At 57.4% G+C, this 12,922-nt stretch carries 12 protein-coding genes; 6 read left to right on the forward strand and 6 right to left on the reverse strand.

Annotation, left to right across the window (positions count from 1 at the left end; genetic code table 11):
• Positions 1 to 3: 3 nt before the first annotated feature.
• The 5 genes from ACYZT1_RS20520 to rplM form a co-directional block, all read right to left on the reverse strand.
• Positions 4 to 786 (reverse strand): cytochrome c1, encoded by a 783-nt coding sequence (locus ACYZT1_RS20520; RefSeq protein WP_462016456.1) that lies wholly within the window; start codon positions 784 to 786, stop codon positions 4 to 6.
• The gene (locus ACYZT1_RS20525; RefSeq protein ID WP_150580587.1) at positions 786 to 1,997 is read right to left on the reverse strand and encodes a cytochrome b; all 1,212 of its coding nucleotides are present in this window, start codon (positions 1,995 to 1,997) and stop codon (positions 786 to 788) included. Before ACYZT1_RS20525 ends, ACYZT1_RS20520 begins: the two co-directional genes overlap by 1 nt.
• Entirely contained in the window at positions 1,997 to 2,590 is a 594-nt protein-coding gene (gene petA / locus ACYZT1_RS20530; protein ID WP_154850980.1) for a ubiquinol-cytochrome c reductase iron-sulfur subunit, read from the reverse strand. The genes ACYZT1_RS20525 and petA overlap by 1 nt, the downstream gene beginning before the upstream one ends.
• A gap of 268 nt (positions 2,591 to 2,858) precedes the next feature.
• Positions 2,859 to 3,251 carry a 30S ribosomal protein S9 gene (gene rpsI / locus ACYZT1_RS20535; RefSeq protein ID WP_002555064.1) on the reverse strand — a complete coding sequence of 131 codons (393 nt, stop codon included), beginning with the start codon at positions 3,249 to 3,251 and terminating at the stop codon, positions 2,859 to 2,861.
• Between the two features lie 14 nt (positions 3,252 to 3,265).
• Positions 3,266 to 3,694: a 50S ribosomal protein L13 gene (gene rplM, locus ACYZT1_RS20540; RefSeq protein ID WP_007905295.1), complete on the reverse strand. Its 429-nt coding sequence runs from the start codon at positions 3,692 to 3,694 to the stop codon at positions 3,266 to 3,268.
• A gap of 245 nt (positions 3,695 to 3,939) precedes the next feature.
• On the opposite strand from rplM, the gene ACYZT1_RS20545 reads away from it, so the two are divergent.
• Positions 3,940 to 4,980, forward strand: coding sequence for an NADP(H)-dependent aldo-keto reductase (locus tag ACYZT1_RS20545; protein WP_462016457.1), 1,041 nt, complete (start codon positions 3,940 to 3,942; stop codon positions 4,978 to 4,980).
• Positions 4,981 to 5,107: 127 nt separating this feature from the next.
• Here ACYZT1_RS20545 and ACYZT1_RS20550 read toward each other — a convergent pair whose 3' ends face one another.
• Positions 5,108 to 6,244, reverse strand: coding sequence for an acyl-CoA dehydrogenase family protein (locus ACYZT1_RS20550; RefSeq protein WP_462016458.1), 1,137 nt, complete (start codon positions 6,242 to 6,244; stop codon positions 5,108 to 5,110).
• A gap of 241 nt (positions 6,245 to 6,485) precedes the next feature.
• Here ACYZT1_RS20550 and ACYZT1_RS20555 point away from each other — a divergent pair, with 241 nt between their 5' ends.
• The 5 genes from ACYZT1_RS20555 (at position 6,486) to ACYZT1_RS20575 (ending at position 12,872) form a co-directional block, all read left to right on the forward strand.
• The gene (locus ACYZT1_RS20555) at positions 6,486 to 7,382 is read left to right on the forward strand and encodes a GlxA family transcriptional regulator (protein WP_462019294.1); all 897 of its coding nucleotides are present in this window, start codon (positions 6,486 to 6,488) and stop codon (positions 7,380 to 7,382) included.
• 181 nt (positions 7,383 to 7,563) lie between these two features.
• Positions 7,564 to 9,513, forward strand: a complete 1,950-nt coding sequence (locus ACYZT1_RS20560; RefSeq protein ID WP_462016459.1) for a flavin monoamine oxidase family protein — start codon at positions 7,564 to 7,566, stop codon at positions 9,511 to 9,513.
• A gap of 195 nt (positions 9,514 to 9,708) precedes the next feature.
• Positions 9,709 to 10,596 (forward strand): nitrilase family protein, encoded by an 888-nt coding sequence (locus ACYZT1_RS20565; protein WP_462016460.1) that lies wholly within the window; start codon positions 9,709 to 9,711, stop codon positions 10,594 to 10,596.
• A 16-nt stretch (positions 10,597 to 10,612) separates the two neighbouring features.
• A complete protein-coding gene (locus ACYZT1_RS20570) occupies positions 10,613 to 11,818 on the forward strand; it encodes a hypothetical protein (RefSeq protein ID WP_462016461.1) in 1,206 nt (401 codons plus the stop codon).
• Between the two features lie 73 nt (positions 11,819 to 11,891).
• Positions 11,892 to 12,872, forward strand: coding sequence for an asparaginase (locus ACYZT1_RS20575; protein WP_462016462.1), 981 nt, complete (start codon positions 11,892 to 11,894; stop codon positions 12,870 to 12,872).
• Positions 12,873 to 12,922 lie beyond the last annotated feature (50 nt).

A 12,922-nucleotide genomic window follows, 5' to 3' on the forward strand; every position in this document is an offset into this window, starting at 1 on the left:
TAATCAGTGCACATCTTTCCAGTATTCACGCTTGAGCAAATACGCGAATACGAAGAAGAACGCCAGGTACAACAATACGTAGGTACCGATGCGCTGATGCTGCAGCTTAACCGGGTTAGCCGAGTAAGCGAGGAAGGTTACCAGATTCTTCACCTTCTCATCGAACTGCTCTTCGGTCAGCTCACCGCTTTTCGGCACGATGGTCAACTGATCGCACGCTTCATGGGTCAAAGGCGTACCGGTCAGCGGGTCATATTGCTTCTTGCCGTCTTCGACAATCTGCACCTGTTTGCACCCGACCACCTGACGACCTTGCAATGGCGCGAGCACGTTAGGCATGCCGACGTTCGGGAAAACCTTGTTGTTCACGCCCCAAGGACGCGCAGGATCTTCGTAGAACGCTTTCAGGTAACCGTAGAGCCAGTCGGTACCACGAACACGGGCGACCAGGGTCAGATCGGGCGGAGCGGCGCCGAACCAGGTCTTGGCGTCAGCAGGCTGCATGCCGATATTCATGTGGTCGCCGATCTTGGCGCCCGTGAAAACCAGGTTCGACAGCATCAGATCATGAGGAATACCCAGATCGTCGGCGACGCGCTCATACCGCTGGAACTTGGCGCTGTGGCAGCCCATGCAATAGTTGGCGAACGTACGGGCGCCATCCTGCATGGCGGCCTGATCAGAAACGTCGATGTCGACTTTTTCCAGTTCCAGACCACCTTGTCCCGCCGCGAAGGACAGTGCTGGCAGAGCAGCAAGAATCAGTACAGCAAATAGCTTTTTCATCAGCCAGTCACCCTTTCCGGAACCGGTTTGGTCTTCTCGAGCCTGGTGTAGAACGGCATGAGAATGAAGTAGGCGAAGTACAGGAAAGTACAGACCTGCGACAGCAGCGTACGGCCCGGAGTCGGTGCCAGAACGCCCAATACGCCGAGGATCACGAACGAGATGCAGAACACCCACAACCAGATCTTGCTCATCCAGCCTTTGTAGCGCATCGACTTGACCGGGCTACGGTCCAGCCACGGCAGGACGAACAGAACAGCGATCGCCGCACCCATGGCAATAACGCCCAGAAGCTTGTCCGGCACCGCCCGCAAAATTGCGTAGAACGGCGTGAAGTACCACACCGGAGCGATGTGCTCAGGGGTCTTGAAGGCGTTCGCCACTTCGAAGTTCGGTTTCTCGAGGAAGTAACCGCCCATTTCCGGGAAGAAGAATACGATCGAACAGAAGATGAAGAGGAACACCACCACGCCGACGATATCTTTCACGGTGTAGTACGGGTGGAAGGCGATGCCGTCCAGCGGTATACCGTTTTCGTCCTTGTGCTTCTTGATGTCGACGCCGTCGGGGTTGTTCGAACCGACTTCGTGCAACGCCAGAATGTGCACCACCACCAGACCGAGAATAACGATCGGCAGCGCGACCACATGCAGGGCAAAGAAGCGGTTCAGGGTGATCCCCGAAATCAGGTAGTCACCGCGAATCCACTGGGTCAGGTCGTCACCGATAACCGGGATTGCGCCGAACAGCGAGATGATCACCTGGGCGCCCCAGTAGGACATCTGGCCCCACGGCAGCAGGTAACCCATGAAGGCTTCAGCCATCAGCGCCAGGTAAATCAACATGCCGAAGACCCACACCAGCTCGCGCGGCTTCTGGTACGAACCGTAGAGCAGGCCACGGAACATGTGCAGATAAACCACGATAAAAAACATCGATGCGCCGACTGCGTGCAGCATCCGCAGGATCGATCCGTGCTCGACGTCGCGCATGATGTATTCGACGGACGCAAAAGCTTCTTCGGCCGACGGGGTGTAGCTCATGGTCAACCAGACACCGGTGACGATCTGGTTGACCAGAACGAGCAGCGCCAGCGAACCAAAGAAATAGAAGAAGTTGAAGTTCTTCGGGGCGTAATACTTGCTGAGATGGTCTTCCCACATTTTGGTCGCGGGAAAGCGCGCATCAACCCAATCCATGAACTTGCTCATCACGCGTTCTCCGTATCGACGCCGACGACAATGATGTCATCAGTCTCATAGGAATGCGGGGGAACTGGCAGGTTCAAAGGCGCAGGTTGCGACTTGTAGACGCGACCAGCCAGATCGTAGTGGGAACCGTGGCACGGGCAGAAATAACCACCTACCCAGTCCTTGCCCAGATCAGCAGGTGCCACTTCAGGACGGAAAGTCGGCGAGCAACCCAGGTGAGTGCAGATACCGATCAGCAGCAGAACTTCTGGCTTGATCGAACGCGTCTCCGGGTCGACGTAGGTCGGTTGTGTCGAGTTCTTGGAGGCGGGGTCGGACAGCTGGCCCTCGATCTTTTTCAGATTCCCCAGGATTTCCTCGGTACGGCGGACGATGAACACCGGCTGACCACGCCATTCAGCAATCATTTGCTGACCTGGCTCGATTTTGCTGACATTCACTTTCACCGGTGCACCTGCAGCTTTCGCCTTGGCACTGGGAAACCATGACCCCACGAACGGGACCGCAGCCCCCACCGCTCCTGCAGCACCCACCACGGATGTGGCTGCTACCAAGAAGCGACGCCGGCCTGCATTCACGCCGTCATTGCTCATTCAGTCCTCTCCCATCAGCTTTGTGGCCTGTTAAATCAGGCGTCTACTAAAGTAAAACTATGTACTTATAAAAATTTTGCCGAATGGTAATGAAAAGCCCCAATTCTGACAAGGTAATTACCGAAGGGCTCCACTGCCAAGCCTTGCAGTATAGGGGCTCTACGTCCGTGGCAAGTTGTCACAGCGCAATTCTTTGATAAATCGCGCCCATAAAAAAACGCCCGGCTTCGCGAGGAAGCAGGGCGTTCTTTTTGAACGTGAAAGCGAATTAACGCTTCGAGTACTGCGGACGCTTACGCGCTTTACGCAGACCGACTTTCTTACGTTCAACTTCACGAGCATCGCGAGTAACGAAGCCAGCTTTGCGCAGAGCGCCACGCAGGGTTTCGTCGTACTGCATCAGTGCGCGAGTGATACCGTGGCGGATTGCGCCAGCCTGACCACTTACACCACCGCCGATCACGGTGACGTAGATGTCGAACTTCTCGACAGTCTCAGTCAATTCCAGCGGCTGACGAACTACCATGCGGGCAGTTTCGCGGCCGAAGAAATTATCCAGCGAACGGTTGTTGATGGAGATATTACCAGTACCCGGACGCAGGAAAACGCGTGCGGTTGCGGTCTTGCGACGGCCAGTGCCGTAATTTTGAGTCGCCGACATAATGAACTATTCCGTTAAAACTTCAGTTCTTGGGGCTGCTGAGCAGTATGAGGGTGTACAGCGCCCGCATAGACTTTCAGCTTACGATACATGTCGCGACCCAGCGGGTTCTTAGGCAGCATGCCTTTGACCGCGGTCTCGATCACGCGCTCAGGGGCTTTGGCGATCAGCTTTTCAAAGTTGATCGACTTGATGCCGCCCGGGAAACCGGAGTGGGAGTAGTAGATTTTGTCGGTGGTTTTAGCACCGGTTACACGAATCTGCTCGGCGTTGATAACGACGATGTAATCGCCGGTGTCAACGTGAGGAGTGTACTCAGCTTTATGCTTGCCACGCAGACGGCTCGCGATTTCGGTGGCCAGACGACCCAGGGTCTGACCTGCAGCGTCGACGACAAACCAGTCGCGCTGTACTGTTTCCGGTTTAGCAGTAAAAGTTTTCATTCTTTATAGCCTCAGGGGCCGCCCTGTAAATTAGACGGCGGATCTTACTGAATAGTGCGTACTTTGACAAGTCAAAGGCAGCCGGATACAGACGCTTTCGGGGGCTCGGGTCGGCGCGTCCGTTCAACGGCAAGATTCTTCGGCGGCGGCGCATCACTTCCACTGCAGAAAGAGGTGCGCAATTATGCAGATTGCGAAAAATATTTCAACCTGCTTTTATGATTGTTTTGCCCAAGGAGCATTCGATGGACTATCGCCAGCTAGGCCAAACCGATCTGAACGTGAGTGCACTGTGCCTCGGAACCATGACCTGGGGTGAGCAAAACAGCGAGGCTGAGGCCTTTGCCCAGATTGAACGGGCCAAAAGCGCCGGGATCAATTTCATCGATACCGCCGAGATGTACCCGGTACCGCCCAAGGCCGAAACCTACGCCACCACCGAACGCTACATCGGCAATTACTTCAAGAGTCGTGGCGATCGTGCGGACTGGATCCTCGCCAGCAAGATTGCCGGCCCCGGCAACACGATCGATTACATCCGCGACAAAAACCTGCGCCACAACCGTCAGCACATTACCGAGGCTGTCGACGCCAGCCTCAAGCGCCTGCAGACGGACTACATCGATCTGTATCAACTGCATTGGCCGGAACGCAGCACCAACTTCTTCGGGCAGCTGGGCTACAAGCACAAGACCGAGGCCAACCTGACACCGCTGGAGGACACCCTCCAAGCGCTGGACGAACAGGTCCGGGCCGGCAAGATCCGCCACATCGGCCTGTCCAACGAAACGCCGTGGGGCACCATGCGGTTCCTCGCCCTGGCGGAAGCCCGTGGCTGGCCGCGTGCAGTCTCAATCCAGAACCCGTACAACCTGCTCAATCGCAGCTTTGAAGTCGGTCTGGCCGAAATCGCCATTCGCGAGCAATGTGGCCTGCTGGCTTATTCGCCGCTGGCATTTGGTTTTCTGTCCGGGAAATACGAAGGCGGCGCGCGTCCACCCAAGGGTCGGCTGAGCCTGTACAGCCGCTTCAGCCGTTATTTCAATCCGCAATCGGAAGCGGCCTGCAGTCGTTATGTGGCACTGGCGCGAGCACATGGGCTGGACCCGGCGCAGATGGCATTGGCGTTTGTCACGCAGCAGCCTTTCGTCACCAGTAATATCATTGGTGCGACGACGCTGGAGCAGCTGGACAGCAACATTGCCAGCTTCCACCTGAAACTGTCCGATGAAGTGCTGGAAGGGATCGAGGCGATCCACAAGGATCATCCGAATCCGGCGCCTTGATTGACAGGTAACGCCTTCACGAGCAAGCCCGCTCCCACAGTGGATCTGCGTCGAACCACCCCTTTGTGTTCGATAGAGACCCTGTGAGCGAGCCTGCTCGCGATGGCGGTCTGACAGTCACCGCAGATCAAAGCGACCGCGCAATAATCTCCTTCATGATCTCGTTAGTCCCCGCATAAATCCGCTGCACCCGCGCATCCGCCCAGGCCCGGGCAATCGGGTACTCCCACATGAACCCGTAACCGCCATGCAACTGCACGCATTCATCGAGCACCTTGCATTGCAGGTCGGTGCCCCAGTATTTGGCCATCGCCGCAGTCGGCACATCAAGTTTGCCCTGCAGGTGCAACGCCAGGCAGCGGTCAACGAAGACCCGGCCGATCTGAATTTCGGTGGCCATCTCCGCGAGTTTGAAGCGGGTGTTCTGAAAGTCCGCAATCGCCTTGCCGAACGCTTTGCGTTCGCGGGTGTAATCCAGCGTCCACTGCAGCGCCGCTTCGGCCGATGCGAGACCACCGATAGCGACCGTCAGACGCTCTTGTGGCAACTCCTGCATCAGGTACGCGAAGCCCATCCCGGCTTGCCCCAGCAGATTCTCCCTGGGCACGCGGACATCCTGGAAGAACAGCTCGGAGGTGTCCTGCGCTTTCATGCCGACTTTTTCCAGACGTTTGCCTTTGTCAAAACCGGGCGTGTTCGCCTCCACCAAAAATAGACTGGTGCCCTTCGCGCCAGCCTTCGGATCGGTCTTGGCGACCACGATCACCAGGTCCGCGAGAAATCCATTGGTGATGAACGTTTTCGAACCGTTGATCACGTATTCGTCACCCTCGAGCACTGCGGTGGTCTTGACCCCTTGCAGGTCGGAACCGGCGCCCGGCTCGGTCATCGCAATGGCGGTGACCATTTCCCCCGACACCAGTTTTGGCAGGTATTTGTGTTTCAAGGCTTCGCTGCCGTAATGCAGGATGTAAGGCGCGACGATGTCCGAGTGCAGGGAGAAACCGATCCCGGTCAGGCCCAGACGGCCAACCTCTTCGATCACCACCGTGCTGTACAGGAAGTCGGCGCCGAGCCCACCGTACTCTTCGGGCAGATGCGAGCAGAGCATTCCCGCCTCCCCCGCCTTGTTCCACAGGGCACGGTCGATAAAGCCCTGTTTTTCCCATTGGCCGTGGAACGGCACGGCCTCTTTCTCGAGGAAAGTTCGCACGCTGTGACGAAAAAGCTCGTGCTCGGAACTGAACAAGGTTCTGGGGATCATGCGGCACCTGTCGTTATTGTTAGAAAGTTGGCCAGAAGAGACTAAGCCTCACCTGCGATACAGGACACTGGACACATCAGACAAAAAATAAGACGATCCAGCCGTCTGGTGACCACTTTCCCCTATAAGAATAAATTGAATTATGTCTAACCAAGCCTCCACGCCTTTACGGCGCGTCAGCATTCTGGCGATCGACCGTGTTTTCGCTTCCACTCTCATGCAAGCCAAGGATTTCTTCCACCTGGCCAGCCTGCGCTACGGCAAACAACTGGGCCACGGCCTGACACCGGCGTTCGAAACGCGCCTGGTCAGCCCCGACGGGAACCCGGTGAACAGCTTCAGCGATGTGATCATGCCGGTAGACGGCGCGCTGGAAAACGCCGACATCATTATTCTCCCGGCCTTCTGGGACGATTTTGAAACCCTGAGCAAACGCTATCCGCAAATTCTGCCGTGGCTGCGCCAGCAACATGCTCGCGGTGCGGTGCTGTGCGCCGAGGCCACCGGGGTATTCTGGCTGGCCGAGGCGGGCTTGCTCGACGGCAAGGAAGCGACCACCTACTGGCGCTTTTTCAACGCGTTCGCCGAACGTTTCCCCAAGGTGTATCTCAATCAGGACAAACACCTGACCGATGCAGACAATTTGTACTGCGCCGGTGGCACTACGTCTGCATGCGACCTTTACATCTATCTGATCGAGCGCTTCTGCGGCGCCAACGTCGCCCAGGCCGTGGCCCGCGACATTCTTTACGAAGTGCAGCGCAGCTATTCGCCGGGTCGGATCGGTTTTGGCGGGCAGAAATTGCACCAGGACGTGATTATTCTGCAAATCCAGCATTGGCTCGAAGAGCATTTCGCCGACAAATTCCGCTTCGAAGACGTCGCGCGCGAACATGGCATGAGCATTCGCAACTTCATGCGTCGCTTCCAGACCGCCACCGGCGACAAGCCGCTGCATTACCTGCAACGCTTGCGCATCGAAACCGCCAAGGGTTTGCTGTCCGGCAGTCGCAAGAGCATCAAGACCATCAGTTATGAAGTCGGCTATGACGATGCGAGCTTCTTTGCACGGCTGTTCCGTCAGCACACGGACTTGTCGCCGAACCAGTATCGGCAGCAGTTTCAGCAGGCTGCTTGAAGGTTGGCGCAGGGGCCAGTGTGGGAGCGAGTCGGCTCCCACACATTTTCTCCGTGTAGAAAGCGGTTTTTTCCCACGAAAGAAAACGAATTCAGACCCTCTACCCGCCCTGTTTTGCTCCTAGGCGCTGTTCGCTGCAGTCTTCAACATCTTTCCTGTCAACAAATCAGGGAAGATCACCATGACCATCGGATCAAGCTACAACTACCCCGCACACGCGGCCGAAAATGCCGCGCGAAAAAAACGCTCTGCCAACGCTCCGTGGGCTGGACGTTTCCCCAACCCACCGGACCTGTGCTTCGACTATCGCGCGCTGGTTGAACAGGAAAACGGCATCGCCCGGGCTACGGACCTGCAACACAGAATCTGCATCATCGGCGCCGGCGTGACCGGGCTCACGGCGGCCAGAGAGCTGCATCGTTGCGGGTTCACCCACATCACTCTTATCGAGCAATCCACCCGTATTGGCGGCAGGCACCTGACGGTCCCCGGGAGCCGGAACTCCGAGGCGAGCCATACACCTTTTGAAATGGGCGCCATGCGCTTGCCATTTTTCAACCGGACGGACGAGGCCCCCACCGAGGGGCGCTCGTTGATGGCTTACTACGCGAAGGCGTTCGACCTGGCCTTTTCGGATTTTGCCAACCCCGGCAGCCAATTCGTAACTTCAACCGGCATCTACCTGCGCGAAGGCAGCATGGGTGGCGCAAAAACTCCGCAGATGTTGATCTGGAAGAATGACGACGGCAACACCGCGCCACCTGGCGAAGAGTTGCAGGCGGTGTACGCCAAGTGGAAAGCCTTCGCCGACCGTATGACGCGGCACGTCGCAGAGGTCTACGGCAGTCGGGAATGGGAAGCCATGTGGACCGCCATTGTCGAAAAGTACCAGGGCGTTTCATTTCGGGACCTGGTTAGCATGGCCGTGCTGGACGTCTGGGACAGAACCGCTCCGGGCGATTTCGGCGGCATGGGAATGAGCGCCAAAGAGTCTGCCGTTTTCTATGCCATCGGCATCGGCGACGGCAGTTGGGGAGCGTTTTACGATGTTTGTGCGCTCTACCCGCTGCGCACCGCCATTTTCGGCTTCAGCAGTCAGCTGCAACTGATTCATGGTCGGGTGGATGCAAACGGTGATCCGTTGCCAGATTGTCCTCAGCTGAAGAGCAACGCCGTGTTTGATTCGACCGGACTGAGTTTCGACCGGCCTCGCTATATCGGGCTTGCCGCGCTGACCGAATGCCTGCTGTTCATGACACCCGAAGAGTCAGAAAAGTCCCTGTACGAGCGCTGTCTGGAAAGGCCCAAAGGCCTGCTCACAGATTCCTCCGTCACGCGGATCAGAAAGCTCGGCAACCAGCAAACCCGGGTGTATTTCAACTGGAAGCACAGCCAGCCCCAGCTCACTCAGGAACACTTTGAAGATTTCGATTCGATCATTCTCACCTTGCCTTCCTGGTTGATCGAAACCCGCATCAAGCTGGAAAATTTCACCCCGCAGATGCTGCCGTTCGAGACGATCCATGCCTACAAAACAGCGCATTGGGAAACCAGCTGTAAAGTCTTCGCACCGCTGAAAAAATCGTTCCTGTCGGGTAACAGCAAAATCCCCCAGGCCATCGTCACCGACAGTTTCATCCATGACGTCTACACCTACCGCTACAACGAAAAATACAGTTATGACTGCATTCTGCTGAGTTACACGTGGGAGGACGACGCCACCAAACTGGCCACGTTCAGTGACAAGGAACTGGTCTCGCGCTGCGCCAGAGAGCTGGATCGGATTCTCCTGAACTCGACTAACATTCGGCAGAAAATTTCTCCTTACATAGCGCTGGAGCAGGCCGTGGTGCAGCGCTGGATCACCGATAAAAACGCACTCGGCTGCGCAAAGTTATATCGCCCGGGCGCCTATTACGAAGCGGTGAGCCTGATGAAATACAACCGCGATTTCGCCAACGTTTCCGGCCTGTATTTATCCGGCGAATCGTTCTCCGTTGATGCAGGGTGGACGGAGCCTTGCTTGCGAGGCGCCGTCGATGCGGTTATTCATATTTGCGACAAAACCGCGGCGACCTTCAACGGCGGCTTCTCGCTGAGTGACTATCCCCACTACACCGTCGCAACCTGACGGCAGGCCCGGACCAGAGCCCAGCATGGTGCTCATATCTGCCATTTTGTACTGCCCAATCCGGGCCTTGCCAATACAGTTCGGACATGGACTACACCCTAAACGGAAGTAGCTGACTGACCCGCTCATACCAATTCGACTCTTATGAACACGCAATTCAACGGCGTGAATAACAATAAAAAGAGGTCATTCGGAATGAGCGAAGCAATCAGCCCAGTTCGTGTAGCAGTCGTGCAATTCGATCCACAGGTCGGCCTGGAAAACCGGGACGCGAATGTGCGTCAGGGCCTGGATCTGGCTCGAGAGGCCGCCCGGGACGGAGCGAATCTGATCGTCCTGCCGGAGCTGTCGAGCAGCGGATACTTTTTCCAGAATCGCCAGGACGCGTTCGATCATGCCGAGGGTGTCCCTGACGGGCCGAGCGTGCGGGTGTGGATGAACTTTGCCCGCGAGCATCAGGTTTATCTGGTGGCCGGCCTGACCGAACGTGATGGTATCCGTCTGTTCAACACCGGCGTTCTGGTTGGACCCGACGGCTTCATCGGCAGGTATCGCAAAGCGCATCTGTGGAACCAGGAAAAACTCTGGTTCACACCGGGTGATCTGGGCTTTCCGGTATTCGACACGCCAATCGGCCGTATTGGTTTGCTGATCTGCTGGGACATCTGGTTTCCGGAGGTGCCGCGCATCCTCAGCCAGCAAGGCGCGGACATCATTTGCAGCCTGAATAACTGGGTCTGGACACCGCCGCCGCTGTTCGATGAGGCCGGTAAATGCATGGCTTCGTATCTGACGATGACAGCGGCGCACGTGAATAACGTGTTTATTGCCGCCGCAAGCCGGATCGGCGAAGAGCGGGGTGCGCGCTACCTTGGCTGTTCGTTGATCGCCGGTACCAATGGATGGCCGATTAGTGCAGTCGCATCGGCCGACCAGCAGGAAATCCTGTTTGCCGATATCGACCTGACCAGTTCGCGCAGCGCACCGATCTGGAACAGTTTGAACGACCTGCATCGTGATCGCCGCACCGATCTCTACGATCCGATGCTGGGGTACCTTCAGCACCCTTGCCTGCCGCGCTGACCGGAGGCGATGACTGATGGAATCCTCGACCCAAAAACAGACTCAAAGCCGCCAGCTCACGCGATCGACGCACGATATCGCAATTGTTTTGCTAGCACTTGGCGCAACGCTGTCGATCGTCTGGCTGTCATTCACTCACCGCGAATCCTGGTCCGCCCACTGGCCCGATTACGCTCACATGGTGTCGAGCCTTCCCGATCCCGGGGCGTGGTTGCGCTGGGTCATCGGAGACATTAGTGAGGTTGCGTTCTATAAGCACGAGTTTGCCTCGCTCGGATTGTTGGCCGGTGCCTATCTCGCCTATTGGGCGAACCGTACTGGAAAAACCTGGCAAGGCTTCAGCATTTGCTACGGCACCGGCTTATGGCCCTGGCTGATTACCAGCTCATTGCTGGGCCTGTTGCTGAGCAATTTGTTGTGGGGCTGGACGGTGACTGCCGACAGTTGGCAACCGACCTTCGCAGCCTTCGTTTCCTTGCCGGCGGCAATGGTGCTGATGTTCGGCGACGGCTGGAAGGTCACGATCAATGGCGCGATCATGGGTGCCCTGCTGGTCACACCGATGTGCCTGCTGATCGTCAACTATGCGTGCGTGCCGCTCGGTTTGCCCGTCGTCATCGGCAACGTCACGGGCATGGCCGTCGCCAGCGTCGTTGCTTTTTTACTCTGCCGTTACCTGCCGGGGCTGGTGAAGTCCGATCAGTCGCGAAAAACGGTGGAGCCACCATCCGCAGTTGGCAAAGCGCCCGATTACGGCGTCGTCTGGAGCCTGCGTCGCGTGCTTGCAGACTTTTCCGAAGCGCCGTTCTTTGGCAACGAATGGGCCAGCCTCGGTCTGATTCTTGGCGCCTTGCTGGCGTTTACGCTCAACCCGATGAGCCCGGCGTACGGGTCAGGTCTGTTGCCGCAACTGATCGGCGCGCAAGCGCTGACCTCGGCAATAGGGGTCATCATCTGGCGTCGGCAGTGGATCCGGCGCGGCTGGTACCCGACTTACGTTCCGCTGGTTTCCGTGGTCCCGGCAGCGGTGCTGACGTATGGCGGCACCTGGCCGGTGATTGTCTCCAGCGCCGTGCTCGGCGCATTGATTGCGCCACCGCTGGCATGTGCGTTCGCCAAACGGTTGCCACCGGACATGCATGGCTTTGTTGGCAATGTGTTGTCGATGGCGATGAGCACCGTACTGATTCTTCCTTTTGTCGGGTGGTTGACGGGCTACTGATACAGCGGCTTTGCCTGAGCCCGGAACGCGTTGCGGGCTCAGGTCCCTTCCTCTCTCCACCGCGAGGTATTCCATGGACCTGCCCAAACTGGCCATTGCAGCGCTTGGCGGCACCGTCAGCATGCAAGCCAGCCACGTCGGCGAAGGCATCATTGCGACGGTTAATGGCGAATCCCTGTTGTCATCAGTGCCAGAACTCAAGACGCTGGCGCGGATATCGGTCGAAACGCTCGGGCTGCTGCCAAGCGCATCTCTGGACTTCGAATTTTTGCTGAGCGTTCTGTCTTGGGCCAATTTCCAGATAAGGCAAGGTGCGTCGGGGGTTGTCATTACCCAAGGCACCGACACACTGGAAGAAACCGCGACGTTTTTCGACCATTTGTGGCACCACGAGCAACCGTTGGTGCTGACCGGCGGCATGCGTTCAGCGGCTCACCCGGGGGCCGATGGTCCGGCGAATTTGCTGGATGCCTGCCGGGTTGCGCTGGCAGTCGACAGTCGACAACGGGGTGTGCAGGTGGTCATCCACGGGCAGATTCACTCGGCGAGCGCGGTGCGCAAAACCGACTCCCTGGCGCTGCAGGCGTTTTCCTCGCCAGTTGTCGGACCTGTCGGCCTGTTGCTCGAGGACACTGTTCACTACCTTCGTCCACCCTCCCTGCGCAAAATCCTGCCCCTGCCGCAGCAGACCGGCCACACGATCGCGCTGCTGGAAGCTTCGCTGTCTGCCGACAGCCTGATCCTCGAAAACATTGTTGCCTTGGGCTACGAAGGTTTGGTGATTGCGGGGTTTGGTGCGGGCCATGTTTCCGAAAGCTGGGCGCGCACCCTTGAAATGATCGCTAAACAGATTCCCGTGATCATTGCGACCCGGACCGGTTCGGGGTCCACGGCTCGGTCGACCTACGGTTTCAGTGGCGGCGAAATGGATCTGCTGCGCAGAGGTGCCATGATGGCTGGGTTCGTTTGTCCACGCAAAGCGAGGATTTTGCTGTGGCTGCTGGTGGGGTGTGAGCGGCAGGATGAGCTGGCGCATTACCTGATCCAGGCGTGATTCCCGTAGAAATTTTTGGCGCAAAAAAGGCCTGCACTGCAGGCCTTTTT

It is taken from the genome of Pseudomonas sp. PB3P13 (genome assembly GCF_054897735.1).